We start from the raw sequence: 18,568 nt of genomic DNA on the forward strand, positions 1-18,568 counted from the left end.
GGTGCACGCCGACCCGCGCAGGTAGCATCTGGAGCCGATATCCCCCAGCTATGCGAGACGAGAATCATGACGCAGCGGTACGACCTGGTGATTGCGGGCGGCGGGCCCTCCGGCTCCGCGGCCGCGTGGCAGGCGGCACGAACGGGCGCCAAGGTGGTCGTCCTGGACAAGGCCGACTTCCCGCGCGACAAGCCCTGCGGCGACGGTCTGACGGCCCGCGCGGTCAGCTACCTCCAGAAGATGGGCCTCGCCAAGGAGGTCGACGAGTTCCACCGGGTCAACCGGGTGACGGTCTACAGCCCGTCGCAGTGGGAGCTGTCCTTCCCGACCCGCCCGGGCATGCCGAACCACGGGTACGTCGCACCCCGCCCAGCCCTCGACACGCTGCTGCTCAAGCATGCCGAGGCAGCCGGCGCAGAGATTCGGCAGTCGTGCGAGGTGACGGGCCCGGAACTCGACGCCAACGGTCGCGTCGTCGGCGTCGTCCTCAAGAGCGGCGAGAAGGTCCTCGGCGATGCGGTCATCGCCGCCGACGGCGCGTATTCCCCCATCAAGCGAGCCCTGAAGATCGACTCGGAGTACAACGGCTACTCGGCTATCGCGATTCGGGCCGAGATGCCGGCGAACAAGCCGGACTCCGACTCCCTCGACATCTATCTCAACCTCGAGTTCAACGGCGATCAGCTCCCCGGGTACGCGTGGGTGTTCCCGTTCGGCGGCGGCCGCATCAACATCGGCCTGGGCTACGTCAACAGCTACAAGGACTGGCAGAAGATCAACGCGACCCAGTTCATGGGCGAGTTCATGCAGACGCTGCCCCGCGAGTGGGGCCTGCCACCCATCGAGGAACTCAAGAAGGACAAGCTCGTTCGGGCGTGGCGCCTGCCGATGGGTTTCACCGCGTGGCCGCCGTGGCGTCCGGGCGTGCTGTTCACCGGCGACTCGCTGGGGGCGGGCAAGCCGGCCTCGGGTGCGGGCATCTCCAAGGCGCTCGAGTCGGGCCTGGCGGCCGGCGAGTGCGCGATCGCGGCGCTGACCAACGGCGGGCCCGACGACTTCACCAACTACTCGCAGCGGATGGAAGCGGCGTGGGGCCGGGAGTACCGGCGGGGTCGCTACTTCCACAAGCTCGCCGGCATCCCGGCCGTGGCGAACAACGGCATCAAGCTGATCGACAACGCCTTCTTCCGCGATCGCATGCTCAAGGCGCTGTACAAGAAGGAGCAGGGACCGCAGCACCGCGTGAAGTAGTCCCGCACGATCCTCGACAACGCTTGTCGGACAACACTTCTCGACCCCGACCCAGCTTCGCCCATCCTCGTCGTCCGGCCATCTCGGGCCCCCCGGTGCGGCCGCCCGCTCGGAGCCGGGGAGTTTCGCATCCACCTCATTGAGACAACGGTAAGAAAACGCCCACGTTGCGAACCTTGACCGTTTCGTGTTGTTCCTGTGACATGAGTAGCCCATCGTTACCGAAGTGAAATGAGTGCAACGAGGCATTCGTAACCGGCGACCCGGGAGTACGACATGACGTCACTGACCATCCACCGATCCTGGACCTCGCCGACCCTGCGCAACGCCATGGTGGTGCGCCAAGGAATCGCCTGGACGAACGTCGTCGACGTGGCGGCCCTGATCTTCCGGCCCGTGGTGGTGACGCTCGGCATCGCCGCCGCGGCCGTCATGTGGCCCACCCACGCCCACGCCGACGTCACCGGGGACTCGACGACGAACGTGCTCAACGGCGTCGGCATTGGGAACAACGGTCCGGTCAGCACGGCCATTGCCGGAGCGGGACAGTCGATTTGCCCGATGCTGGTGCAGCCGGGAAGCCAGCTGGCCACCATGGCGGCACAGATGTCCGGTCAAAACGGCTTGGCGCCGACCATCGCGGGCTGGGTGGCCACCATGGTGATCCAGTCACAGTGCCCCGGCTGGATGACCTCGCTGTCCAACGGGCAGATGCCGGCCGGGTTGAACTCGTTGACCAACATGGCGGCCCCGACGCTCGGGGCGCCCGTCGCCAGCCCGGCCACGCCCGGCGGACTGCAGATTCCCGGCCTCTGATCGCGGGTCACGCCGTGAACGCGTACTGCACGTTCTCGCCGACGGGCACGAACCCGAGTCGGCGGTAGATCGCATTCGACACCGGGTTGGCGTCGTCGGCGAACAACACCACGTCACGGGCGCCCCGGCGCCAGGCGTGTCGCACCGCCTCCGCGGTCACCGCCGCGCCGTACCCCCGACCCCGGCGCTGCGGCGGGGTGTACACCGGACCGATCCGAGACATGCCCAGCAGGACGCCGTGCACCCGGGCCATCGCGACGGGCTCCCCGTCGACGGTCCACAGCACTACGCGCCCGCCCGCGGCGGCGACGGCGCCGAGCACGTTGCGGTGCGCCGCCGGATCCGACGCCGCGCCGAACGCCTCGGTGAAGAACGCGTCGAACCAGCTCGCGATCAAGTCGGCATCTTCGTCGCCGGCCAACCGCGGTTCACCGACCACGCCGGCCGGTTCGACCAGGTCGCCCAATCGGTACAACGTCTCGGAGAACGACTGCTCCGCGGAGACTCCCGTGGCCGCGACCCACGCCTGACTGAATGCCGTTGCAGTGTCGCGCGTTCCGCGGATGGCAGGGAGGTCGGCTCGCACCGGCGCCAGAGCTGTGGCGGCCTCCTTGGCCAAGGTCGGCGGCAGCCCGTTGACCAACAGCACCGAATCCCGCATCTGCAGTGCGGCACCCACGGCTCCGTCGCAGTCGAAGGCGGCCAGCAGCAGATGATCGGCCGGCCACACGGAGGTGCGCAGGGTGGTCAGCTCGACGGTGAACCGCACCGGGTCACGGCGATACACCCAGCGGGCCACCGGGCCGAAGCCGTCCGGCGTCGCGTGCAGGTGAACGTTCATGCCTACGAGGGTGAGCCACTCGCCGCATCAATTCCACTGATTTATTGGCAGATTGACCGTCAGCGGCGTCCGCGCTTGGTCGGCCCCGGCGTGCGGGCGACCTTGCCCGCGGCGGCTCGGGCGGCCTGCTTGGCCAGTGTCTTCTCTCGCGCGGACCGCTTCGGCGCGGCCTCGGCCTGCCCACGCGACGAGCTGGGTGTGCGACCCCGCACGACGCCGATGAACTCGGCCACCAGCGCCGACTGTTCACCGCCGGGAACGGCCAGCGCGACGGGGCACGTGGGGGCGTCGGCGATCGGGCGGTAGGTGAGGTCCTTGCGGTGGTGCAGCCGCGCCAGGGACTGCGGGACGACGAGCACGCCGACGCCAGCCGCGACGAGTTCGATTGCCTCGCCGACTGTTTCAGGACGGTGCGCCACCCGCTCGCCCGGGCACTGCGTCCAGTCGACGACGTCGTCGAGTGGCACCAGTAGGGGCTCGCCGTCGAGGTCCTCGGCGGTGACGGTGTCGGCGGCGCTCAGCAGATGCTCGGTGGGCACCACCACCACCGTCGTCTCGTCGTAGAGCGGGATGAGCGCCAACGGTGACGAGTCGGCGGGCGGTCGGAGCAAGGCCACGTCCACCGCACCGGTGCGCACCGCGTCGGCGGCCTCGGCAGCGGCGACGGCGCGCAGGTCCAACCGGACGTCGGGGTGGCGCTGCGCCCACGTTCGGGCCCACTTCGCGGGCGTCACACCGGGGACGTACCCCACCACGAGCGCGGTCGGCGAGGATGCCGAGGATGAGACCACCGGCTCAGGCTACCGATAGCATTCCCGTCATGAGCAGGCCGAACGCGCAATCCATGAAACCAACGACCGCGGCGAAGAAGCTCGACGTGTACCTGCCGGCAACGCCCGCGGAGTTCCAGGAGAACGCGATCACCCGGTCTGAGCTGGCCGCCCTGCAGGACGACCCGCCGCAATGGCTCAAGGACCTCCGCAAGAACGGACCGCATCCGAAGAACCTCGTCGCGGCGAAGCTGGGCGTCTCGATCGCCGGTCTCGCGCGCGGCGGCGTCACCGAAGCACTGACCACCGACCAGATCAACGCCCTACTCGAGGAGAAGCCGGACTGGTTGGTCGCCGAGCGCGAGAGCTACCAGGCCGTGCTGCGCGAGGAGCGACGCGTCAAGGCCATGCACGACGACCAGGCGCGCGAGGGCTGAGCCGAGCCAGCCGTCACAACATGCAGCTGACGCAACCCTCCACCTCAGTCCCTTCCAACGCCATCTGGCGCAGGCGGATGTAGTACAGCGTCTTGATGCCCTTGCGCCAGGCGTAGATCTGCGCCTTGTTGACGTCGCGCGTGCTGGCGGTGTCCTTGAAGAACAGCGTCAGCGACAACCCCTGGTCCACGTGCTGGGTGGCCGCGGCGTAGGTGTCGATGATCTTCTCGTAGCCGATTTCGTAGGCATCCTGGTAGTACTCCAGGTTGTCGTTGGTCAGATACGGCGCCGGGTAGTAGACGCGACCGATCTTGCCTTCCTTGCGGATTTCGATCTTGCTCGCCACCGGGTGAATCGACGACGTCGAGTGGTTGATGTAGGAGATCGACCCGGTCGGCGGCACCGCCTGCAGGTTCTGGTTGTAGATGCCGTGCGTCTGCACCGACTCCTTGAGCCTGGACCAATCCTCTTGGGTGGGAATGCGAATGCCCGCGTCGGCGAACAGTTGGCGCACGCGTTCGGTCGCCGGCTCCCACACCTGATCGGTGTACTTGTCGAAGAACTCGCCCGAGGCGTACTTGGAGCGTTCGAAGCCGCCGAACGCCGTGCCCCGCTCGATCGCGATGCGGTTGCTGGCCCGCAGCGCGTGATAGAGCACGGTGTAGAAGTACATGTTGGTGAAGTCGACGCCCTCTTCGGAGCCATACATGATCCGCTCGCGAGCCAGGTAGCCGTGCAGGTTCATCTGGCCCAGGCCGATGGCGTGAGAGTCGTTGTTGCCCTGCTCGATCGACGGCACCGACCAGATGTGAGTCTGGTCGCTGACCGCAGTCAACCCGCGGATCGACGTCTCGATGGTCTGCGCGAAGTCCGGCGAGTCCATCGCCTTGGCGATGTTCAGCGAGCCGAGGTTGCAGGAGATGTCCTTGCCCACCTTCGCGTAGCTCAGGTCCTCGTTGAACAGCGACGGGGTGGACACCTGCAGGATCTCCGAGCACAGGTTGCTGTGGGTGATCTTGCCTTCGATCGGGTTGGCCCGGTTCACGGTGTCCTCGTACATGATGTACGGGTAGCCGGACTCGAACTGCAGCTCGGCCAGGGTCTGGAAGAACTCGCGCGCCTTGATCTTCGTCTTGCGGATCCGGGCGTCGTCGACCATCTCGTAGTACTTCTCGGTCACCGAGACGTCGGCGAACGGCACGCCGTACACGCGCTCGACGTCGTACGGCGAGAACAGGTACATGTCCTCGTTCTTCTTGGCCAGCTCGAAGGTGATGTCGGGGATCACGACGCCGAGGCTGAGGGTCTTGATGCGGATCTTCTCGTCGGCGTTCTCGCGCTTGGTGTCGAGGAAGCGGTAGATGTCGGGGTGGTGGGCGTGCAGGTACACCGCACCGGCGCCTTGGCGGGCTCCGAGCTGGTTGGCATAGGAGAACGAGTCCTCGAGCAGCTTCATGATCGGGATGACGCCCGAGCTCTGGTTCTCGATGTTCTTGATCGGTGCGCCGTGCTCGCGAATGTTGCTCAGCAGCAGGGCAACTCCGCCACCGCGCTTGGACAGCTGCAGCGCCGAGTTGATCGAGCGCCCGATGGACTCCATGTTGTCCTCGATGCGCAGCAGGAAGCAGGACACCGGCTCACCGCGCTGCTTCTTGCCCGAGTTGAGGAAGGTCGGGGTGGCCGGCTGGAAGCGGCCGTCGATGATCTCGTCGACCAGTTTCTCGGCGAGCATGGTGTCACCGGCGGCCAGCGTCAGCGACACCATGACCACGCGGTCCTCGAAGCGCTCCAGGTAGCGCTTCCCGTCGAACGTCTTCAGCGTGTAGGACGTGTAGTACTTGAACGCGCCGAGGAACGTCGGGAAGCGGAACTTCTTGGCGTACGCGCGATCCAGCAGCGACTTCACGAAGTTGCGTGAGTACTGGTCGAGCACCTCGCGCTCGTAGTACTCCTTTTGCACCAGGTAGTCGAGCTTCTCGTCCTGGTTGTGGAAGAAGACGGTGTTCTGGTTGACGTGCTGCAGGAAGTACTGGTTGGCGGCTTCGCGATCCTTGTCGAACTGGATCTTGCCGTCCTTGTCGTACAGGTTGAGCATCGCGTTGAGCGCGTGGTAGTCGGTCTCGCCCGGCAGGGCGTGGACGCCGGTGGTCAAAGGTTCTGCAGTGACGGTTGGTGACACGTCTGGTCCTTCCAGAAGTCGGCAAGGCCCGCGCGAACGGCGAAGACGTCGTCGGTGGTGCCCATGAGTTCGAAGCGATAGAGATAGGGGACGCCACACTTGCGTGAGACGACGTCGCCGGCGTAGCCGAATTCGGCACCGAAGTTGGTGTTGCCCGCCGCGATGACGCCGCGGATCAACGACCGGTTGTGCTCGTCGTTGAGAAAGGCGATGACCTGCTTGGGAACGTAGCCCCCGGCGTCGGGGTCGGGCCCGTTGGCGTGTCCGCCGCCGTAGGTCGGCAGCACCAGCACGTAGGGCTCGACCACCTTGATGCGGTCACGGAGCGGGATGCGGATGGCGGGTAGCTCCAGCTTCTCGACGAAGCGGTGCGTGTTCTCCGAGACGCTGGAGAAGTAGACCAGATTGCCCACGACCCCTCCTCTCCTACCCGCCGGGTCGGTCTGGTTCAGGCGGTCGCGGTTGCGACGGCGCTGGACAACGACTTGATCCGGTCCGGTCGGAAGCCCGACCAGTGGTCGTTTCCGGCGACGACCACGGGAGCCTGCAGGTAGCCCAGCGCCATGACGTAGTCACGCGCCTCGGGGACCTCGGTGATGTCGACGACCTCGTAGACGACGCCCTGCTTGTCGAGCGCCTTGTAGGTGGCGTTGCACTGGACGCAGGCGGGCTTGGTGTAGACGGTGACGGTCATCTTCGGCTCGACTCCTCTTCGAAGGCTATCTAACTGGCTACTGCTATCCCCATTTAGTTCAGCAGCCCGGCGACCCTTCGAATTCCTGCCGCCAAAGCCCGGGGACTGCTGGCGGAATCCTCCCGATTCGCCTGGTTCCAGGGCTCCGGCTGACCTGAAGCGGTACTCGTACCGTGGGGGCCTGTCGGTCTGCAGAACACTACACCTAGTGTCCGACATTCAGAAGAGATACAAGATGTTCTGAACGACATTGATGAAATTCCCTGGTCGTAAGCCCACTTCGCCCCCAAATCACCGGCGTGTCGCGCGCGCCGAGACCGACGTGTCGTGCTGCCGGTCTAGGTCTACCACCGACCCCCGACAGGTTCTCCACAGGCTCCATCCACAGCAAAGCCGCCGACGACCCCGTTCTCGGGGTCGCCGGCGGCGTCGTGGGACTGGTGTCAGCCGACCTCGGCGGCAAGCTTCTCGACGGCCTCGCGGACCTGCTGGACCACGTCGGCATTCTCGCGCGGATGCTCGTCCCCGAAGACGGACGCCGGCAGCGACAGCTTGACGCCCTCGACCACGCGGGGTCCGGCGACGCCGAACGACTTCCGGGTCTCGTCGTGGGCCCACACCCCGCCGTACTGACCCAGCGCGGTGCCGATGACGGCCAACGGCTTGCCGTTGAGCGCACCGTTCCCGTACGGCCGCGACAGCCAGTCGATCGCGTTCTTGAGCACACCGGGAATGCTGCCGTTGTACTCCGGAGTCACCACCAGCGCAGCGTCGGACTCCGCCGCCGCCAGGCGCAAGGCCTGCACCACTTCGTCCACCGAGTCGCCGTCGACGTCCTCGTTGTAGAAGGGCAGTTCGCCCAGCCGGTCGAACAGCTGCAACGACACTCCCGCCGGCGCCGTCTCACTCGCCACCTGCGCCAATTGGCGATTCAGTGACGCCTCGCGCAGACTGCCGACGAGCACCAAGATCTTCACGTCTGCCATGTTTCAAGAACCCTTTCGGTCGATTCGTCCCGATCTTCTCACAGCACAACCGGACCGCGGTCCGAATCATTCCGGCTGAGCTAAAGTGCAGGCATGAGCGTTGGAGACGGACTGGTCGGGCTACCGGTCACCGATTCCGCGCCAGTCGAGCGTGGTGACGCCGCCCGCAATCGAGCCCTCCTGCTGGCCGCCGCCCGGCGCCTGATCGACGAGCACGGCGCCGACACCGTGACGATGGACGACGTCGCCGCTGCCGCCGGCGTCGGAAAGGGCACCCTGTTTCGCCGCTTCGGCAGCCGCGCCGGCCTGATGGTCGTACTCCTCGACGAGGACGAGCAGGCCGAGCAACGGGCGTTCATGTTCGGTCCCCCACCCCTGGGCCCCGGCGCCCCGCCGCTGACCAGGCTGATCGCGTACGGCCGCGAGCGGCTGAGGTTCGTTTGGGACCACCGCGCGCTGCTCTCCGATGCGAACACCGATCCGCACATGCGCTTCAACGCCCCAGCCACCCTGCACCGCACCCACGTGCGCATGCTCCTGGAGTCGGCGGGCACCACCGGTGACCTCGACGCTCAGACCCAGGGGCTGCTGTCGCTCCTGGACGCCGACTACGTCACCCACCAGGTCCAAGACGTCGGGCAGGATCTCGACCGCCAAGGCGACGGGTGGGAGAGCGTGGCGCGCAAGCTCTGCGGGAACTAGTACGCGATGGCCTGGGTCCTGCACGTCGACCTCGACCAGTTCCTCGCCTCGGTCGAACTCAGGCGGCGACCCGACCTCGTCGGCCTGCCGGTCGTCGTCGGCGGCAACGGCGACCCCGGCGAAGCACGCAAGGTGGTCACCTGCGCGTCCTACCAAGCGCGCGAGCGCGGCGTGCATGCGGGCATGCCGCTGCGAGTCGCCGCGCGACGGTGCCCCGAGGCGACGTTCCTGCCGTCGGATCCCGCCGCCTACGACGCGGCCTCCGATGAGGTGATGGACGTGCTCCGCGGGCTCGGTCATCCTCTCGAGGTGTGGGGCTGGGACGAGGCCTACCTCGGGGCCGACGTCGTCGATCCCCGCGAGCTCGCGCTGCGCATCCGCCAGGTCGTCCAGGCCGAGACGGGACTGTCGTGCTCGGTCGGCATCAGCGACAACAAGCAGCGGGCCAAGGTGGCCACCGGCTTCGGCAAGCCGGGCGGCGTCTACCGCCTCGACGACGAGAACTGGATGGCGGTGATGGGCGACCGAGGCGTCGGCGACCTCTGGGGAGTCGGGCCCAAGACCGTCAAACGTCTTGCCGCCCTTGGCATCACCACGGTGGGCGATTTGGCCGCCACCGACGCCCAGGTGCTGGTGTCGACGTTCGGCCCGAGCACCGGGCTGGGAATCCTCCTCCTGGCCAAGGGCGGTGGCGACACCGAGGTCAGCACGAAGCCGTGGGTTCCCAGGTCCCGCAGTCACGTGATCACCTTCGCCGAGGACCTCACCGACCGGGCCGCGATGGACGCGGCGATCGTCGAGCTGACTCGTCAGACCCTCGCCGAAGTGGTCGACCAGGGACGGACGGTGACGCGGGTCGCCGTCACGGTCCGTACGTCGACGTTCTTCACCAGGACAAAGATCCGAAGGCTCGCGGCCCCGAGCGTGACCGAGTCGGTCGTGCGCGACACCGCGCTCTCGGTCCTCGACCAGTTCGTGTTGGACCGACCCGTGCGACTGCTCGGCGTGCGCCTCGAATTGGTCATGCCAACGGATGTCACCGCCGCCACCTAGCCTCGTCACCATGCTGCACACCGTGGCCATTCGCGGGTACCGGTCGATGCGCGAGGTCGTCATGCCCCTGACGCCGCTGACGATCGTCACCGGCGCCAACGGCACGGGCAAGTCCTCGGTGTACCGCGCCCTCAAGCTGCTCGCCGACTGCGGCCGCGGCGAGGTGATCGGCTCGCTGGCACGCGAGGGTGGGCTGGAGTCGGTGTTGTGGGCGGGCCCGGAGAACACCGCCGGTGCCCGTCGCACCGGTGAGACGCGCGGCACCACCCGCACCCGGCCCGTGGCCCTGGAACTCGGCTTCGCCTCCGATGATCTCGGCTACCTCGTCGACCTCGGTCTGCCGCAATACGCCGGGCCCAATTCGTTGTTCGCGCGCGACCCCGAGATCAAGCGGGAGATGGTCTTCGCCGGTCCGCGCCTGCGGCCCAGTGCGACGCTGATCCGTCGCAGCGGTGACTATGCGGAGGCTGCCGACGAAACCGGCCGCGGCGTCACCGAACTCACCCGCGCAATGCCGGCCTACCGCAGCGTGCTGGCCGAGTTCGCCCTGCCGGAGCTGACCTCCGTGCGGGACCGGTTGCGCGACTGGCGGTTCTACGACGGCTTCCGCGTGGACGCCGACGCGCCGGCCCGGCGGCATCGGATCGGCACCAGGACCCCGGTGCTGTCCGACGACGGCGGCGATCTGGCGGCGGCCGTGCAGACCATCCTCGAGGTGGGGTCCGGCGACCTCCCGAGGGCGATCGCCGACGCGTTCGACGGAGCCGAGGCCTCGGTCGCGGTGCACGACGGGCTCTTCGAGTTGCAGCTGCGTCAACCGGGAATGCTACGGCCGCTGCGCGCAGCCGAATTATCCGATGGCACACTGCGTTTCCTGCTCTGGGGCGCCGCGCTACTGAGCCCTCGGCCACCGTCGTTGATGGTGCTCAACGAGCCGGAGACTTCGCTGCACCCCGATTTGGTGCCCCCGCTGGCGGCGATGATCCGTGCCGCGGCGGCGGTCACCCAGGTCGTGGTGGTGACCCATTCCGGGGCCATGCGCGCGCTTCTCGACGTCGACGGGGCCAGCGAGATCGAGCTCTACAAACAGTGGGGCGAGACGCAGATCGTCGACCAGACCCTGCTCAGCACGCCGCCGTGGGACTGGGGCAAGCGCTGACGGCTTCCGCTGTTCGCCGCGGCATAAGCGTTCGTTCAGCGGAGTCCCGTTCAATCTGCCAGGCAGTTCACCGCGAACGAGGAGACACGGATGGCGAAGATGCTCGGTCGGAAGCTGGCACTGGTGGTCGCCGCGGCCACGATGTTGCCGCTGGCGGCCTGCGGCGGCGACACCGAGACGGCGTCCAACGGCGACGGGGTGACGCGCGCTGCGACCGGCGATCTCGCGACCAACGGCGGCGCGCACCGCGTCGACGGCGACCAGAGTGAGGCCGTCCGCAACGCGGTGAACGCCTCGGGCGCCAAGAACGTCATCCTGCTGATCGGCGACGGCATGGGCGACTCGGAGATCACCCTGGCCCGCAACTACGAGAAGGGGGCGGGTGGCTTCTTCGCCGGCCTCGACGCCCTTCCGCTGACCGGCCAGTACACGACCTATGCCCTCCAGAAGAACGGCAAGCCCAACTACGTCACCGACTCCGCAGCCAGCGCGACGGGCTGGTCAACGGGAACCAAGACCTACAACGGTGCGCTCGGCGTCGACGTCAAGGGCGTCGCGCAGAAGACGATCCTCGAACTCGCGATCGCCCAGGGCCGAGCAACCGGCGACATCACCACCTCCGAGATACAGGACGCCACACCCGCGGCCCTGTTCTCGCACATCTCCGAACGAGATTGCTACGGCCCCAAGGAGACCGCCGAGGACTGCGCGTCGGAAGCCCTCGAGAAGGGTGGCCTCGGCTCGGTGACCGAGCAGTTGCTCGCCACGCGACCGGACGTCACGATGGGCGGTGGCGCCGAGACCTTCGCCGAGACCGCCGCCGGCGGTGACTTCAGGGGCAAGACCCTCGAGGCACAGGCAAGGGAGCGCGGCTTCCAGATGGTCCGCACCGCCGACGAACTGACGTCGATCACCAAGGCCGACGAGAATGCTCCGCTGTTGGGTCTCTTCGCCGACGGCAACATGCCGGTCAGCTGGACCGGTCCCGCCGCCGTCCGGCAGGGCTACCTTCAGCCAGCGGCCAGATGCGCCGACAACCCCAAGCGCGGCGCCGAGGTGCCCACGTTGGCAGCCATGACGAAGAAGTCGATCGACCTGCTCTCCGGTAGCGACAAGGGCAAGGACAAGGGCTTCTTCCTCCAGGTCGAGAGTGCCTCGATCGACAAGCGCGACCATGCCGCGGATCCGTGCGGCCAGATCGGCGAGACGGTGGCCTTCGACGAGGCCGTGCAGGCGGCGCTGGAGTTCGCGAAGAAGGACGGCAACACGCTGGTGATCGCGACGGCCGACCACGCCCACACGAGTCAGATCGCCGAACCCTACAGCGAAGAGGATCTGCAGGGCATCGCCGAGGACACCAAGCAGCCGATCGAACGGGTCCGCGACATCATGTATCCCGGCCTCACTCGCCTGTTGACCACGGCCGACGACGCCGAGATGCTGGTCAGCTACGGCACGTCGGCCGATGTCGGCATCGAAGACCAGGGCCACACCGGAACTCAGTTGCGCCTGGCCGCCTTCGGCCCCCGCGCCGCCAACGTCGTGGCGCTGACCGATCAGACCGACCTCTTCTTCACCATGACCGACGCGCTCGGACTCAACCGGTCCTAGGCGGTCGCAGTGCGCGGGTGAAGATGGCGTTCACCTGTCGCATGGCGACGCTGTAGGGCCACCATGCCACCCGCTTGAACGCGTACAACGCCCGGATGTCGAGCGAGGTGTAGATGAGGTACCTGTTGCGGGCGACACCGCGAAGGATCTTGTCGGCGACCACCTCCGGGGACACCGCGTGGCCGCTGAACCGCTCCACCCACTTCTGCACCCGCGGGTGGTCGCGGTCGACGCCGGCGATGTCGACGCTTTGCACGAGCGGCGTCTTGACTGCTCCCGGGACCACGACCGACACCCCGATGCGGTGCCTGGCGAGATCGAATCGCAGCACCTCCGACAGACCGCGCAGCCCGTACTTGCTGGCGCTGTAGGCCGCGTGCCACGGCAGTGCGACCAGTCCTGCGGCGGATGACACGTTGACGACGTGTCCGCCGCGACGGGCGAGAACCATTGCGGGCACGAAGTTCTCGATGACGTGGATGGGACCCATCAGGTTCACCGAGATCATCGATTCCCAGTGCCGGTGGGTCAGGTGGCTAACCGTGCCCCAGGCCGAGATCCCGGCGACGTTCATCACCACGTCGACCGCCGGGGTCGGGCCACCGATGGCGTCGTGCACCTCGGCGGCGAAGGCCGTCACCTCGTCATAGTCGGAAACGTCCAGCGCGCGGTGCACGGTGACGGTTGCGCCACGGGCGCGCGCGTCGGCGACCGTCTCCTCCAGACCTTCGGCGTTCCGGTCGGTGAGGAACAGTTCGGCGCCGTCGTCGGCGAGTTTGAGCGCCGTCGCCCGACCGATTCCGCTTGCCGCACCGGTGAGCACACACCGTTTACCCGCGAAGCTACCGACCATGGGCGCGACCTTACCCATCGTGACCCATCGCGGGTCACTCCCCGGTCAAGCTCCCGCCGCCCCACAGCGAATACAGCCACAGCCGCTCCAGCACCGCGACGGCCCGGGACATGTCGCGGTGCCCGCCGACGAAGGACGTGTCGCCCGACAGGGTGGCCCCCGTCGTGGCCGCGAGGGTCCGCACCAGCGTCGGCACGTCGTCGGAGATGGGGTGGGCCGTACCCGCCCTCGTCTCGTCCTCGACGATCTTGACGATCTGGTCGATCACCGACGCCATCTGCTGGTCGAGGATGTCCCTGATCTCCGCGTCGGTGCTGCGAGCGGCGTTGCACGCCGACATGATCGGGTCGTTGTGGGAGTACACCAGCGCCGCGCTGCCGACCATCCGCTTGGCGAATGCGGCGGTCGACTCGTCGTCGCCGCGGGGGGCGAAGTAGTGGGTCAGCTCCTCGAGTTCCTGCATGGCCTCGGCGAGCATCTGCGCGAGCACCGAGTACTTGGAGTCGAAGTAGAAGTAGAAACCCGACCGGGCGACGCCGGCGCGGTCGCTGATCAGGCTGACCGACAGTTCCGAGAACGGCTTCTCCCGAAGCAGTTCGTGCACGGCGTTGAGAATCGCCTCGCGTTGCCGGTCACCACGGCTTTGGCGGGCCTCACTGGGGGCGGATTCGGCGGTCATCGCGTACAACCTTTGCACCGACGCCACGCCAGATCAAAACTTGACATGCGTCAAGTGTCGGCGACAGGATGGGGTGAGTCAGTGACGTCGACCACAGACGTCCTTGAGCCCAGGAGCATGCCCATGGCGACCATCAGCACCACGGAGTACCTGCGAGACCAAGCGAAGCGCCGCTTCACGCCGTCGATCAACAACTTTCCCGGGATGGGCGCCCTCGAACGCAAGCTGCTGCGCACCGACTTCCCGCAACGGGTCTTGGCCGAACCGCCGCCAAATAGTGGCCTCAAGCCGGTGATGGGCGACGCGGGTCTGCCGGTCCTGGGTCACATGGTCGAGATGTTCCGCGGTGGACCCGAATACCTGATGCACATCTACAAGACCAAGGGCCCGGTGTACTACGCCGACTCACCGGTGTTGCCGGCGGTGACGGCCCTGGGACCCGACGCCGCGCAGGCCATCTACTCCAACCGCAACAAGGACTTCTCCCAGGAGGGCTGGATCCCGGTCATCGGACCGTTCTTCCACCGCGGCCTGATGCTGCTCGACTTCGAAGAACACATGTTCCACCGGCGGATCATGCAGGAGGCGTTCGTCCGGACCCGCCTCGTCGGCTACACCGAGCAGGTCGACACGGTGGTGTCCAAGGTGGTCGCCAACGACTGGGTCGCCAACGACCCCCGGTTCCTGCTCTACCCCGCCATGAAGCAGATGACCCTCGACATCGCCTCGATGGTGTTCATGGGCCACGAACCCGGCACCGACCACGAACTGGTCACCAAGGTCAACAACGCCTTCACCACCACCGTCAGGGCGGGCAACGCGATCATCCGCACCGGCGTCCCGCCCTTCACCTGGTGGCGCGGTCTGCAGGCACGCAAGCTGCTGGAGAACTACTTCGCCGCTCGCGTGAAGGAGCGCCGAGGCGCCGAGGGGTCGGACCTGCTGACCGTCCTGTGCCAGACCGAGGACGAGGACGGCAACAAGTTCTCCGACGAGGACATCGTCAACCACATGATCTTCACCATGATGGCCGCGCACGACACCTCGACGTCGACGGCCACCACCATGTCGTACTTCCTGGCCGCCAACCCCGAGTGGCAGGAACGCTGCCGCGACGAGTCCGACCGCCTGGGCGACGGACCGGTCGACATCGAGTCCCTGGAGAAGCTGGAGTCACTCGATCTCGTCATGAACGAGTCGATGCGGTTGGTCACCCCGGTGCAGTGGGCCATGCGCCGGGCGGTCCGCGACACCGACCTGCTCGGCTATCACATTCCCAAGGGCACCAACGTAATTGCCTACCCGGGGCTCAACCACCGGTTGCCGGAGTTCTGGACCGATCCGATGAAGTTCGACCCCGACCGGTTCGCCGAGCCGCGCAACGAGCACAAGCAGCACCGCTTCGCGTTCACTCCGTTCGGCGGTGGGTCGCACAAGTGCATCGGCATGATGTTCGGCCAGCTCGAGGTCAAGGTGATCATGCACCGGTTGCTGCGCAAGTACCGGCTCGAGCTGGCGCACCCCGGTCGCGAGCAGAGGTGGGACTACGGCGGCATGCCGGTGCCGATGGACGGCATGCCGATCGTCCTGCGTCCGCTGCGCTGACGTGAGGGCCACGCGCGCCACGATCGTCGCGCTGTCGGCGATGAGGATCGGCATCGGCGCGCTGGCGTGGGCCAGTCCGTCGACCACCAGGAGGCTCTTCGGCATGCGGGGCCCTGCCACGGCCGACGCGGTCTATCCGTGGCGACTGTTCGGGATTCGGGACGTGGCGTTGGGCACCGCGACGCTGCGGGCTTCGGATGAGCAGCGGCGGGCCTTGGTGGCCTTCGGGCTGCTGTGCGACGCTGCCGACGGCGCCGCGGCGGTCATCGGCCGCCGCGACGGCTCCCTGCCGCCGTCGACGACGGGGCTGGTCGCGGTGCCCGCTGCCGCCGTCGCGTTGGGTCTGTGGCTGCTGCGCGAGGACACCCGCTAACCGGCAGGATTCCACGTCAGCTCGCCAGCCGGTTCGCGCAGGAGATCACGGCCCGCAGGGCGGACTCCGTGGCGTCCTGCGACCATCCCACCGCCCACTCGTCACCGACGCCGTCGGTCCCGCGGACGAAGGTCGCCGTGCCGCCCGGGGCGGGCAGCTGATGGAACGCCGTGATCTCCAGCGGGATGGCTAGCTCGTAGAGCATCGCGGTCAGCGCGCCGACGGGTCCGCCGGCCGCTGCGGTCGACGTGCCGATGCGGTCGCCCACGGCGATCGTCGCCTGATAGTTGCGGGCTTGCGGACCAAGGCGACTCGCCGGTCGATCCTGGTCGACGCACTGCCAGTGGCCGAGCCGCAACGGGCCCGACGACGGCGCATAGCGGGCCAGGAACGCCTCGGCGGGTGTCGACTCGGCTTCCTCGCGTAGCGCGCGAGGGACGGGCCCGCGGAATCGGGCGGCGAACGACGCAGCGGGAAGGGTGGATCGCGTGGGCAAGATGGACGAGGTGATGGACACGTGCCGGTCTCTCTGTGGAAAGAGGATTCGACCGACGGTGTAGCGACGACCCACAGCGAGGGGTCGGTCTGGATCAGACCCCGCTGCGGGTTGCTACTACGAGTCGCTTCGGCACGCCAGAGATGCTAGGCCTCCCCCACCACGGGACGCAAGCCCATTCGCCCTCCACTAGGGTTCATCGCCGATGACGACATGAGTTGGTGGCACGCCCTTCTGCTGTTTGCTGCCGGAGTCGGCGGCGGACTGTGCGGCAGCATCGCCGGCCTGGCCTCCCTGACGACCTACCCCGCGCTTCTGCTGATCGGGTTGCCCCCGGTCGCCGCCAACGTGACCAACACCGTGGCTCTGGTGTTCAACGGCGTCGGGTCGGTGTCGGCGTCGCTGCCGGAGCTACGAGGCCAACGCTCCGCATTGACACGGCTGATTCCGATGGCGTTGCTCGGGGGCGCGGGCGGCGCGGCGCTGCTCTTGACGATCCCGGCCGAGGGTTTCGAGAAGGTCGTGCCCCTACTGCTGGCCGCCTCCGCGGTGCTGATCGCGCTGCCCCTGCGGCAGCGTGTCGCCGACGACGAGCCCACCGTCGGGCGCATGGTCCTCGAGAGCCTTAGCGTGCTCGCGATCTGCGTGTACGGCGGCTTCTTCGGCGCTGCCGCCGGGGTGGTGATGCTCGCGCTGTTCCTCCGCACGGGAAGTCAGGCGCTGGCCCATGCCAACGCCACCAAGAACGTGGTTCTCGGCGTCGCCAACGGCGTTGCCGCCCTTGCCTTTGCCGTGTTCGCCGACGTTCACTGGCTGGCCGTGGTGCCGCTGGGCCTGGGGTGTCTGGTCGGCTCGCGGCTGGGGCCGGCCATCGTGCGGTGCGCACCCGCGCGGCCGCTGCGCCTTGCGATCGCCGTGGCCGGTCTGGCGTTGGCCCTCAAGCTCGGGTTCGACGCCTACCGCTAGACGAAGGGGTCCTCGCCCTTGACGATCAGCGTGGCCAACCCGATCAGGGACTCCGCCGAGGCGTGCAGGCGCTGCCCCGCCTCCACACTCGCCTGCCCAGCCAGGTAGCGCGACCAGGTGCCCTCGATGACGATGCCGAGCTTGAAGCAGGCCAGCGCCTTGAACCAGTCCAATCGGTCCGTGCGCCGACCACCGGCGTCGAGGTACGCCTCGACCAACTCGGCGCGGCTGGCCAGCCCTCCGAGGGCCGCCAGCGCAGACCCGGCGTCGATCGTGTTGGGGTCGGCAGGCCAGCACACCAGCAGCCACCCGAGGTCGAGCAGCGGTTCACCGATGGTGCACATCTCCCAGTCGATGAACGCCGCCACCTCCGGCCGGTCCCGGCGCAGCAACACGTTGTTCAGGTGGGCGTCACCGTGCATGACGCCTGGCGCGCCGTCGTCGGGCCGGTTGTCGTCCAGCCATGCCGCCAATTCCGGCACCCCGCCCAGCGTGCCCGGGTCGTAGGCCTCGTGGCGGTAGCTCTCCAGCAGACCGAGGAACTGCGGAACTTGGCGTGCGAGAAACGAACCCGGCCGACGCAGCGTGGCCAGCGGGCTGCCCTCCCAGTCGACCCCGGCGAGCCTGGCCAGGCTGGCGGCATAGGCGGGTCCGACGTCGTGGCGCAACGACGCGTCGTCGACGTAGGCCTGCGCCATCTCGTTGCCGGGATTGAAGCCGTCGACCTCCTCCATGAGATAGAAGACGACTCCGAGGACGTCGAGGTCCTCGCAGCCGGCGATGAACGCCGGGTGCGGAACTCCCGTGCCCGCCAGGGTCTGCAGGACGGCGATCTCGCGCAGCATGGTCTTGTCGCTCGTCGGACGGGGATGCAGGGGCGGGCGGCGCAGCACCATCGGACGCCCGTCGACGCGCAGTCGCACCACGATGTTCTGACTGCCGCCGGTCAGCGGCTCCACATCCGTCACCTGCGCGCCGAGACCGGTCTGGCGCACCCACTCCCGAAGCGCTCGCTGGTCACCGTCGGTCAGCGTGGGGACGTCATCGGTCATGCTCACATCGTCGTCGCCTGCGCGACACCGCGTCGCTGGTTCGAC

20 protein-coding genes are annotated in these 18,568 nt (G+C 67.7%); 10 read left to right on the forward strand and 10 right to left on the reverse strand.

The window, feature by feature from the left end:
• Positions 1-66: 66 nt before the first annotated feature.
• Together ABZ195_RS18215 and ABZ195_RS18220 are read left to right on the forward strand one after the other, a co-directional pair.
• On the forward strand, positions 67-1,251 hold the full coding sequence (locus ABZ195_RS18215) for an NAD(P)/FAD-dependent oxidoreductase (protein ID WP_355220143.1): 1,185 nt from the start codon (positions 67-69) through the stop codon (positions 1,249-1,251).
• A gap of 276 nt (positions 1,252-1,527) precedes the next feature.
• Positions 1,528-2,067 carry a hypothetical protein gene (locus ABZ195_RS18220; protein ID WP_355220145.1) on the forward strand — a complete coding sequence of 180 codons (540 nt, stop codon included), beginning with the start codon at positions 1,528-1,530 and terminating at the stop codon, positions 2,065-2,067.
• Between the two features lie 7 nt (positions 2,068-2,074).
• Here the strand turns inward: ABZ195_RS18220 and ABZ195_RS18225 are convergent, their stop codons facing one another.
• Together ABZ195_RS18225 and ABZ195_RS18230 are read right to left on the reverse strand one after the other, a co-directional pair.
• Positions 2,075-2,908 carry a GNAT family N-acetyltransferase gene (locus ABZ195_RS18225; protein WP_355220147.1) on the reverse strand — a complete coding sequence of 278 codons (834 nt, stop codon included), beginning with the start codon at positions 2,906-2,908 and terminating at the stop codon, positions 2,075-2,077.
• Positions 2,909-2,967: 59 nt separating this feature from the next.
• Complete coding sequence (locus ABZ195_RS18230; protein ID WP_355220149.1) at positions 2,968-3,699, reverse strand: LysR substrate-binding domain-containing protein; 732 nt, start codon at positions 3,697-3,699, stop codon at positions 2,968-2,970.
• A gap of 29 nt (positions 3,700-3,728) precedes the next feature.
• On the opposite strand from ABZ195_RS18230, the gene ABZ195_RS18235 reads away from it, so the two are divergent.
• Positions 3,729-4,115, forward strand: a complete 387-nt coding sequence (locus tag ABZ195_RS18235) for a DUF5997 family protein (RefSeq protein ID WP_355220152.1) — start codon at positions 3,729-3,731, stop codon at positions 4,113-4,115.
• Between the two features lie 13 nt (positions 4,116-4,128).
• On the opposite strand, the gene nrdE is transcribed toward ABZ195_RS18235, so the two are convergent.
• The 4 genes from nrdE to ABZ195_RS18255 all read right to left on the reverse strand — a co-directional run bounded on the left by nrdE (position 4,129) and on the right by ABZ195_RS18255 (position 7,974).
• On the reverse strand, positions 4,129-6,294 hold the full coding sequence (gene nrdE / locus ABZ195_RS18240; protein WP_355220154.1) for a class 1b ribonucleoside-diphosphate reductase subunit alpha: 2,166 nt from the start codon (positions 6,292-6,294) through the stop codon (positions 4,129-4,131).
• Positions 6,264-6,707 (reverse strand): class Ib ribonucleoside-diphosphate reductase assembly flavoprotein NrdI, encoded by a 444-nt coding sequence (gene nrdI / locus ABZ195_RS18245; protein ID WP_355220156.1) that lies wholly within the window; start codon positions 6,705-6,707, stop codon positions 6,264-6,266. Before nrdI ends, nrdE begins: the two co-directional genes overlap by 31 nt.
• 35 nt (positions 6,708-6,742) lie before the next feature.
• Positions 6,743-6,988: a redoxin NrdH gene (locus tag ABZ195_RS18250; protein ID WP_355220158.1), complete on the reverse strand. Its 246-nt coding sequence runs from the start codon at positions 6,986-6,988 to the stop codon at positions 6,743-6,745.
• A 443-nt stretch (positions 6,989-7,431) separates the two neighbouring features.
• The gene (locus tag ABZ195_RS18255) at positions 7,432-7,974 is read right to left on the reverse strand and encodes an NAD(P)H-dependent oxidoreductase (RefSeq protein WP_355220160.1); all 543 of its coding nucleotides are present in this window, start codon (positions 7,972-7,974) and stop codon (positions 7,432-7,434) included.
• Between the two features lie 93 nt (positions 7,975-8,067).
• On the opposite strand from ABZ195_RS18255, the gene ABZ195_RS18260 reads away from it, so the two are divergent.
• The 4 genes from ABZ195_RS18260 to phoA all read left to right on the forward strand — a co-directional run bounded on the left by ABZ195_RS18260 (position 8,068) and on the right by phoA (position 12,499).
• A complete protein-coding gene (locus tag ABZ195_RS18260; RefSeq protein WP_355220162.1) occupies positions 8,068-8,676 on the forward strand; it encodes a helix-turn-helix domain-containing protein in 609 nt (202 codons plus the stop codon).
• Positions 8,677-8,682: 6 nt separating this feature from the next.
• A complete protein-coding gene (locus tag ABZ195_RS18265; RefSeq protein ID WP_355220164.1) occupies positions 8,683-9,729 on the forward strand; it encodes a DNA polymerase IV in 1,047 nt (348 codons plus the stop codon).
• 10 nt (positions 9,730-9,739) lie between these two features.
• The gene (locus ABZ195_RS18270) at positions 9,740-10,888 is read left to right on the forward strand and encodes an AAA family ATPase (protein WP_355220166.1); all 1,149 of its coding nucleotides are present in this window, start codon (positions 9,740-9,742) and stop codon (positions 10,886-10,888) included.
• A gap of 90 nt (positions 10,889-10,978) precedes the next feature.
• Positions 10,979-12,499 carry an alkaline phosphatase gene (gene phoA, locus ABZ195_RS18275; RefSeq protein ID WP_355220168.1) on the forward strand — a complete coding sequence of 507 codons (1,521 nt, stop codon included), beginning with the start codon at positions 10,979-10,981 and terminating at the stop codon, positions 12,497-12,499.
• On the opposite strand, the gene ABZ195_RS18280 is transcribed toward phoA, so the two are convergent.
• Together ABZ195_RS18280 and ABZ195_RS18285 are read right to left on the reverse strand one after the other, a co-directional pair.
• The gene (locus ABZ195_RS18280; protein WP_355220170.1) at positions 12,486-13,352 is read right to left on the reverse strand and encodes an SDR family oxidoreductase; all 867 of its coding nucleotides are present in this window, start codon (positions 13,350-13,352) and stop codon (positions 12,486-12,488) included. The two genes, phoA and ABZ195_RS18280, sit on opposite strands and share 14 nt — an antisense overlap.
• Positions 13,353-13,386: 34 nt before the next feature.
• The gene (locus tag ABZ195_RS18285) at positions 13,387-14,031 is read right to left on the reverse strand and encodes a TetR/AcrR family transcriptional regulator (protein ID WP_355220173.1); all 645 of its coding nucleotides are present in this window, start codon (positions 14,029-14,031) and stop codon (positions 13,387-13,389) included.
• 123 nt (positions 14,032-14,154) lie between these two features.
• Here ABZ195_RS18285 and ABZ195_RS18290 point away from each other — a divergent pair, with 123 nt between their 5' ends.
• A complete protein-coding gene (locus tag ABZ195_RS18290; protein WP_355220176.1) occupies positions 14,155-15,636 on the forward strand; it encodes a cytochrome P450 in 1,482 nt (493 codons plus the stop codon).
• A gap of 1 nt (position 15,637) precedes the next feature.
• Complete coding sequence (locus ABZ195_RS18295; RefSeq protein WP_355220178.1) at positions 15,638-16,009, forward strand: hypothetical protein; 372 nt, start codon at positions 15,638-15,640, stop codon at positions 16,007-16,009.
• Between the two features lie 16 nt (positions 16,010-16,025).
• On the opposite strand, the gene ABZ195_RS18300 is transcribed toward ABZ195_RS18295, so the two are convergent.
• Complete coding sequence (locus tag ABZ195_RS18300; protein ID WP_355220349.1) at positions 16,026-16,508, reverse strand: homocitrate synthase; 483 nt, start codon at positions 16,506-16,508, stop codon at positions 16,026-16,028.
• A gap of 210 nt (positions 16,509-16,718) precedes the next feature.
• Between ABZ195_RS18300 and ABZ195_RS18305 the strand changes: the two genes are divergently transcribed.
• A complete protein-coding gene (locus tag ABZ195_RS18305) occupies positions 16,719-17,471 on the forward strand; it encodes a sulfite exporter TauE/SafE family protein (protein ID WP_355220180.1) in 753 nt (250 codons plus the stop codon).
• On the opposite strand, the gene ABZ195_RS18310 is transcribed toward ABZ195_RS18305, so the two are convergent.
• On the reverse strand, positions 17,468-18,523 hold the full coding sequence (locus ABZ195_RS18310; protein ID WP_355220183.1) for a phosphotransferase family protein: 1,056 nt from the start codon (positions 18,521-18,523) through the stop codon (positions 17,468-17,470). The two genes, ABZ195_RS18305 and ABZ195_RS18310, sit on opposite strands and share 4 nt — an antisense overlap.
• Between the last annotated feature and the right edge of the window lie 45 nt (positions 18,524-18,568).

The sequence above is a fragment of the Mycobacterium sp. NPDC006124 genome, from assembly GCF_040614235.1.
In the GTDB taxonomy this organism is placed as follows: Bacteria; Actinomycetota; Actinomycetes; order Mycobacteriales; family Mycobacteriaceae; genus Mycobacterium.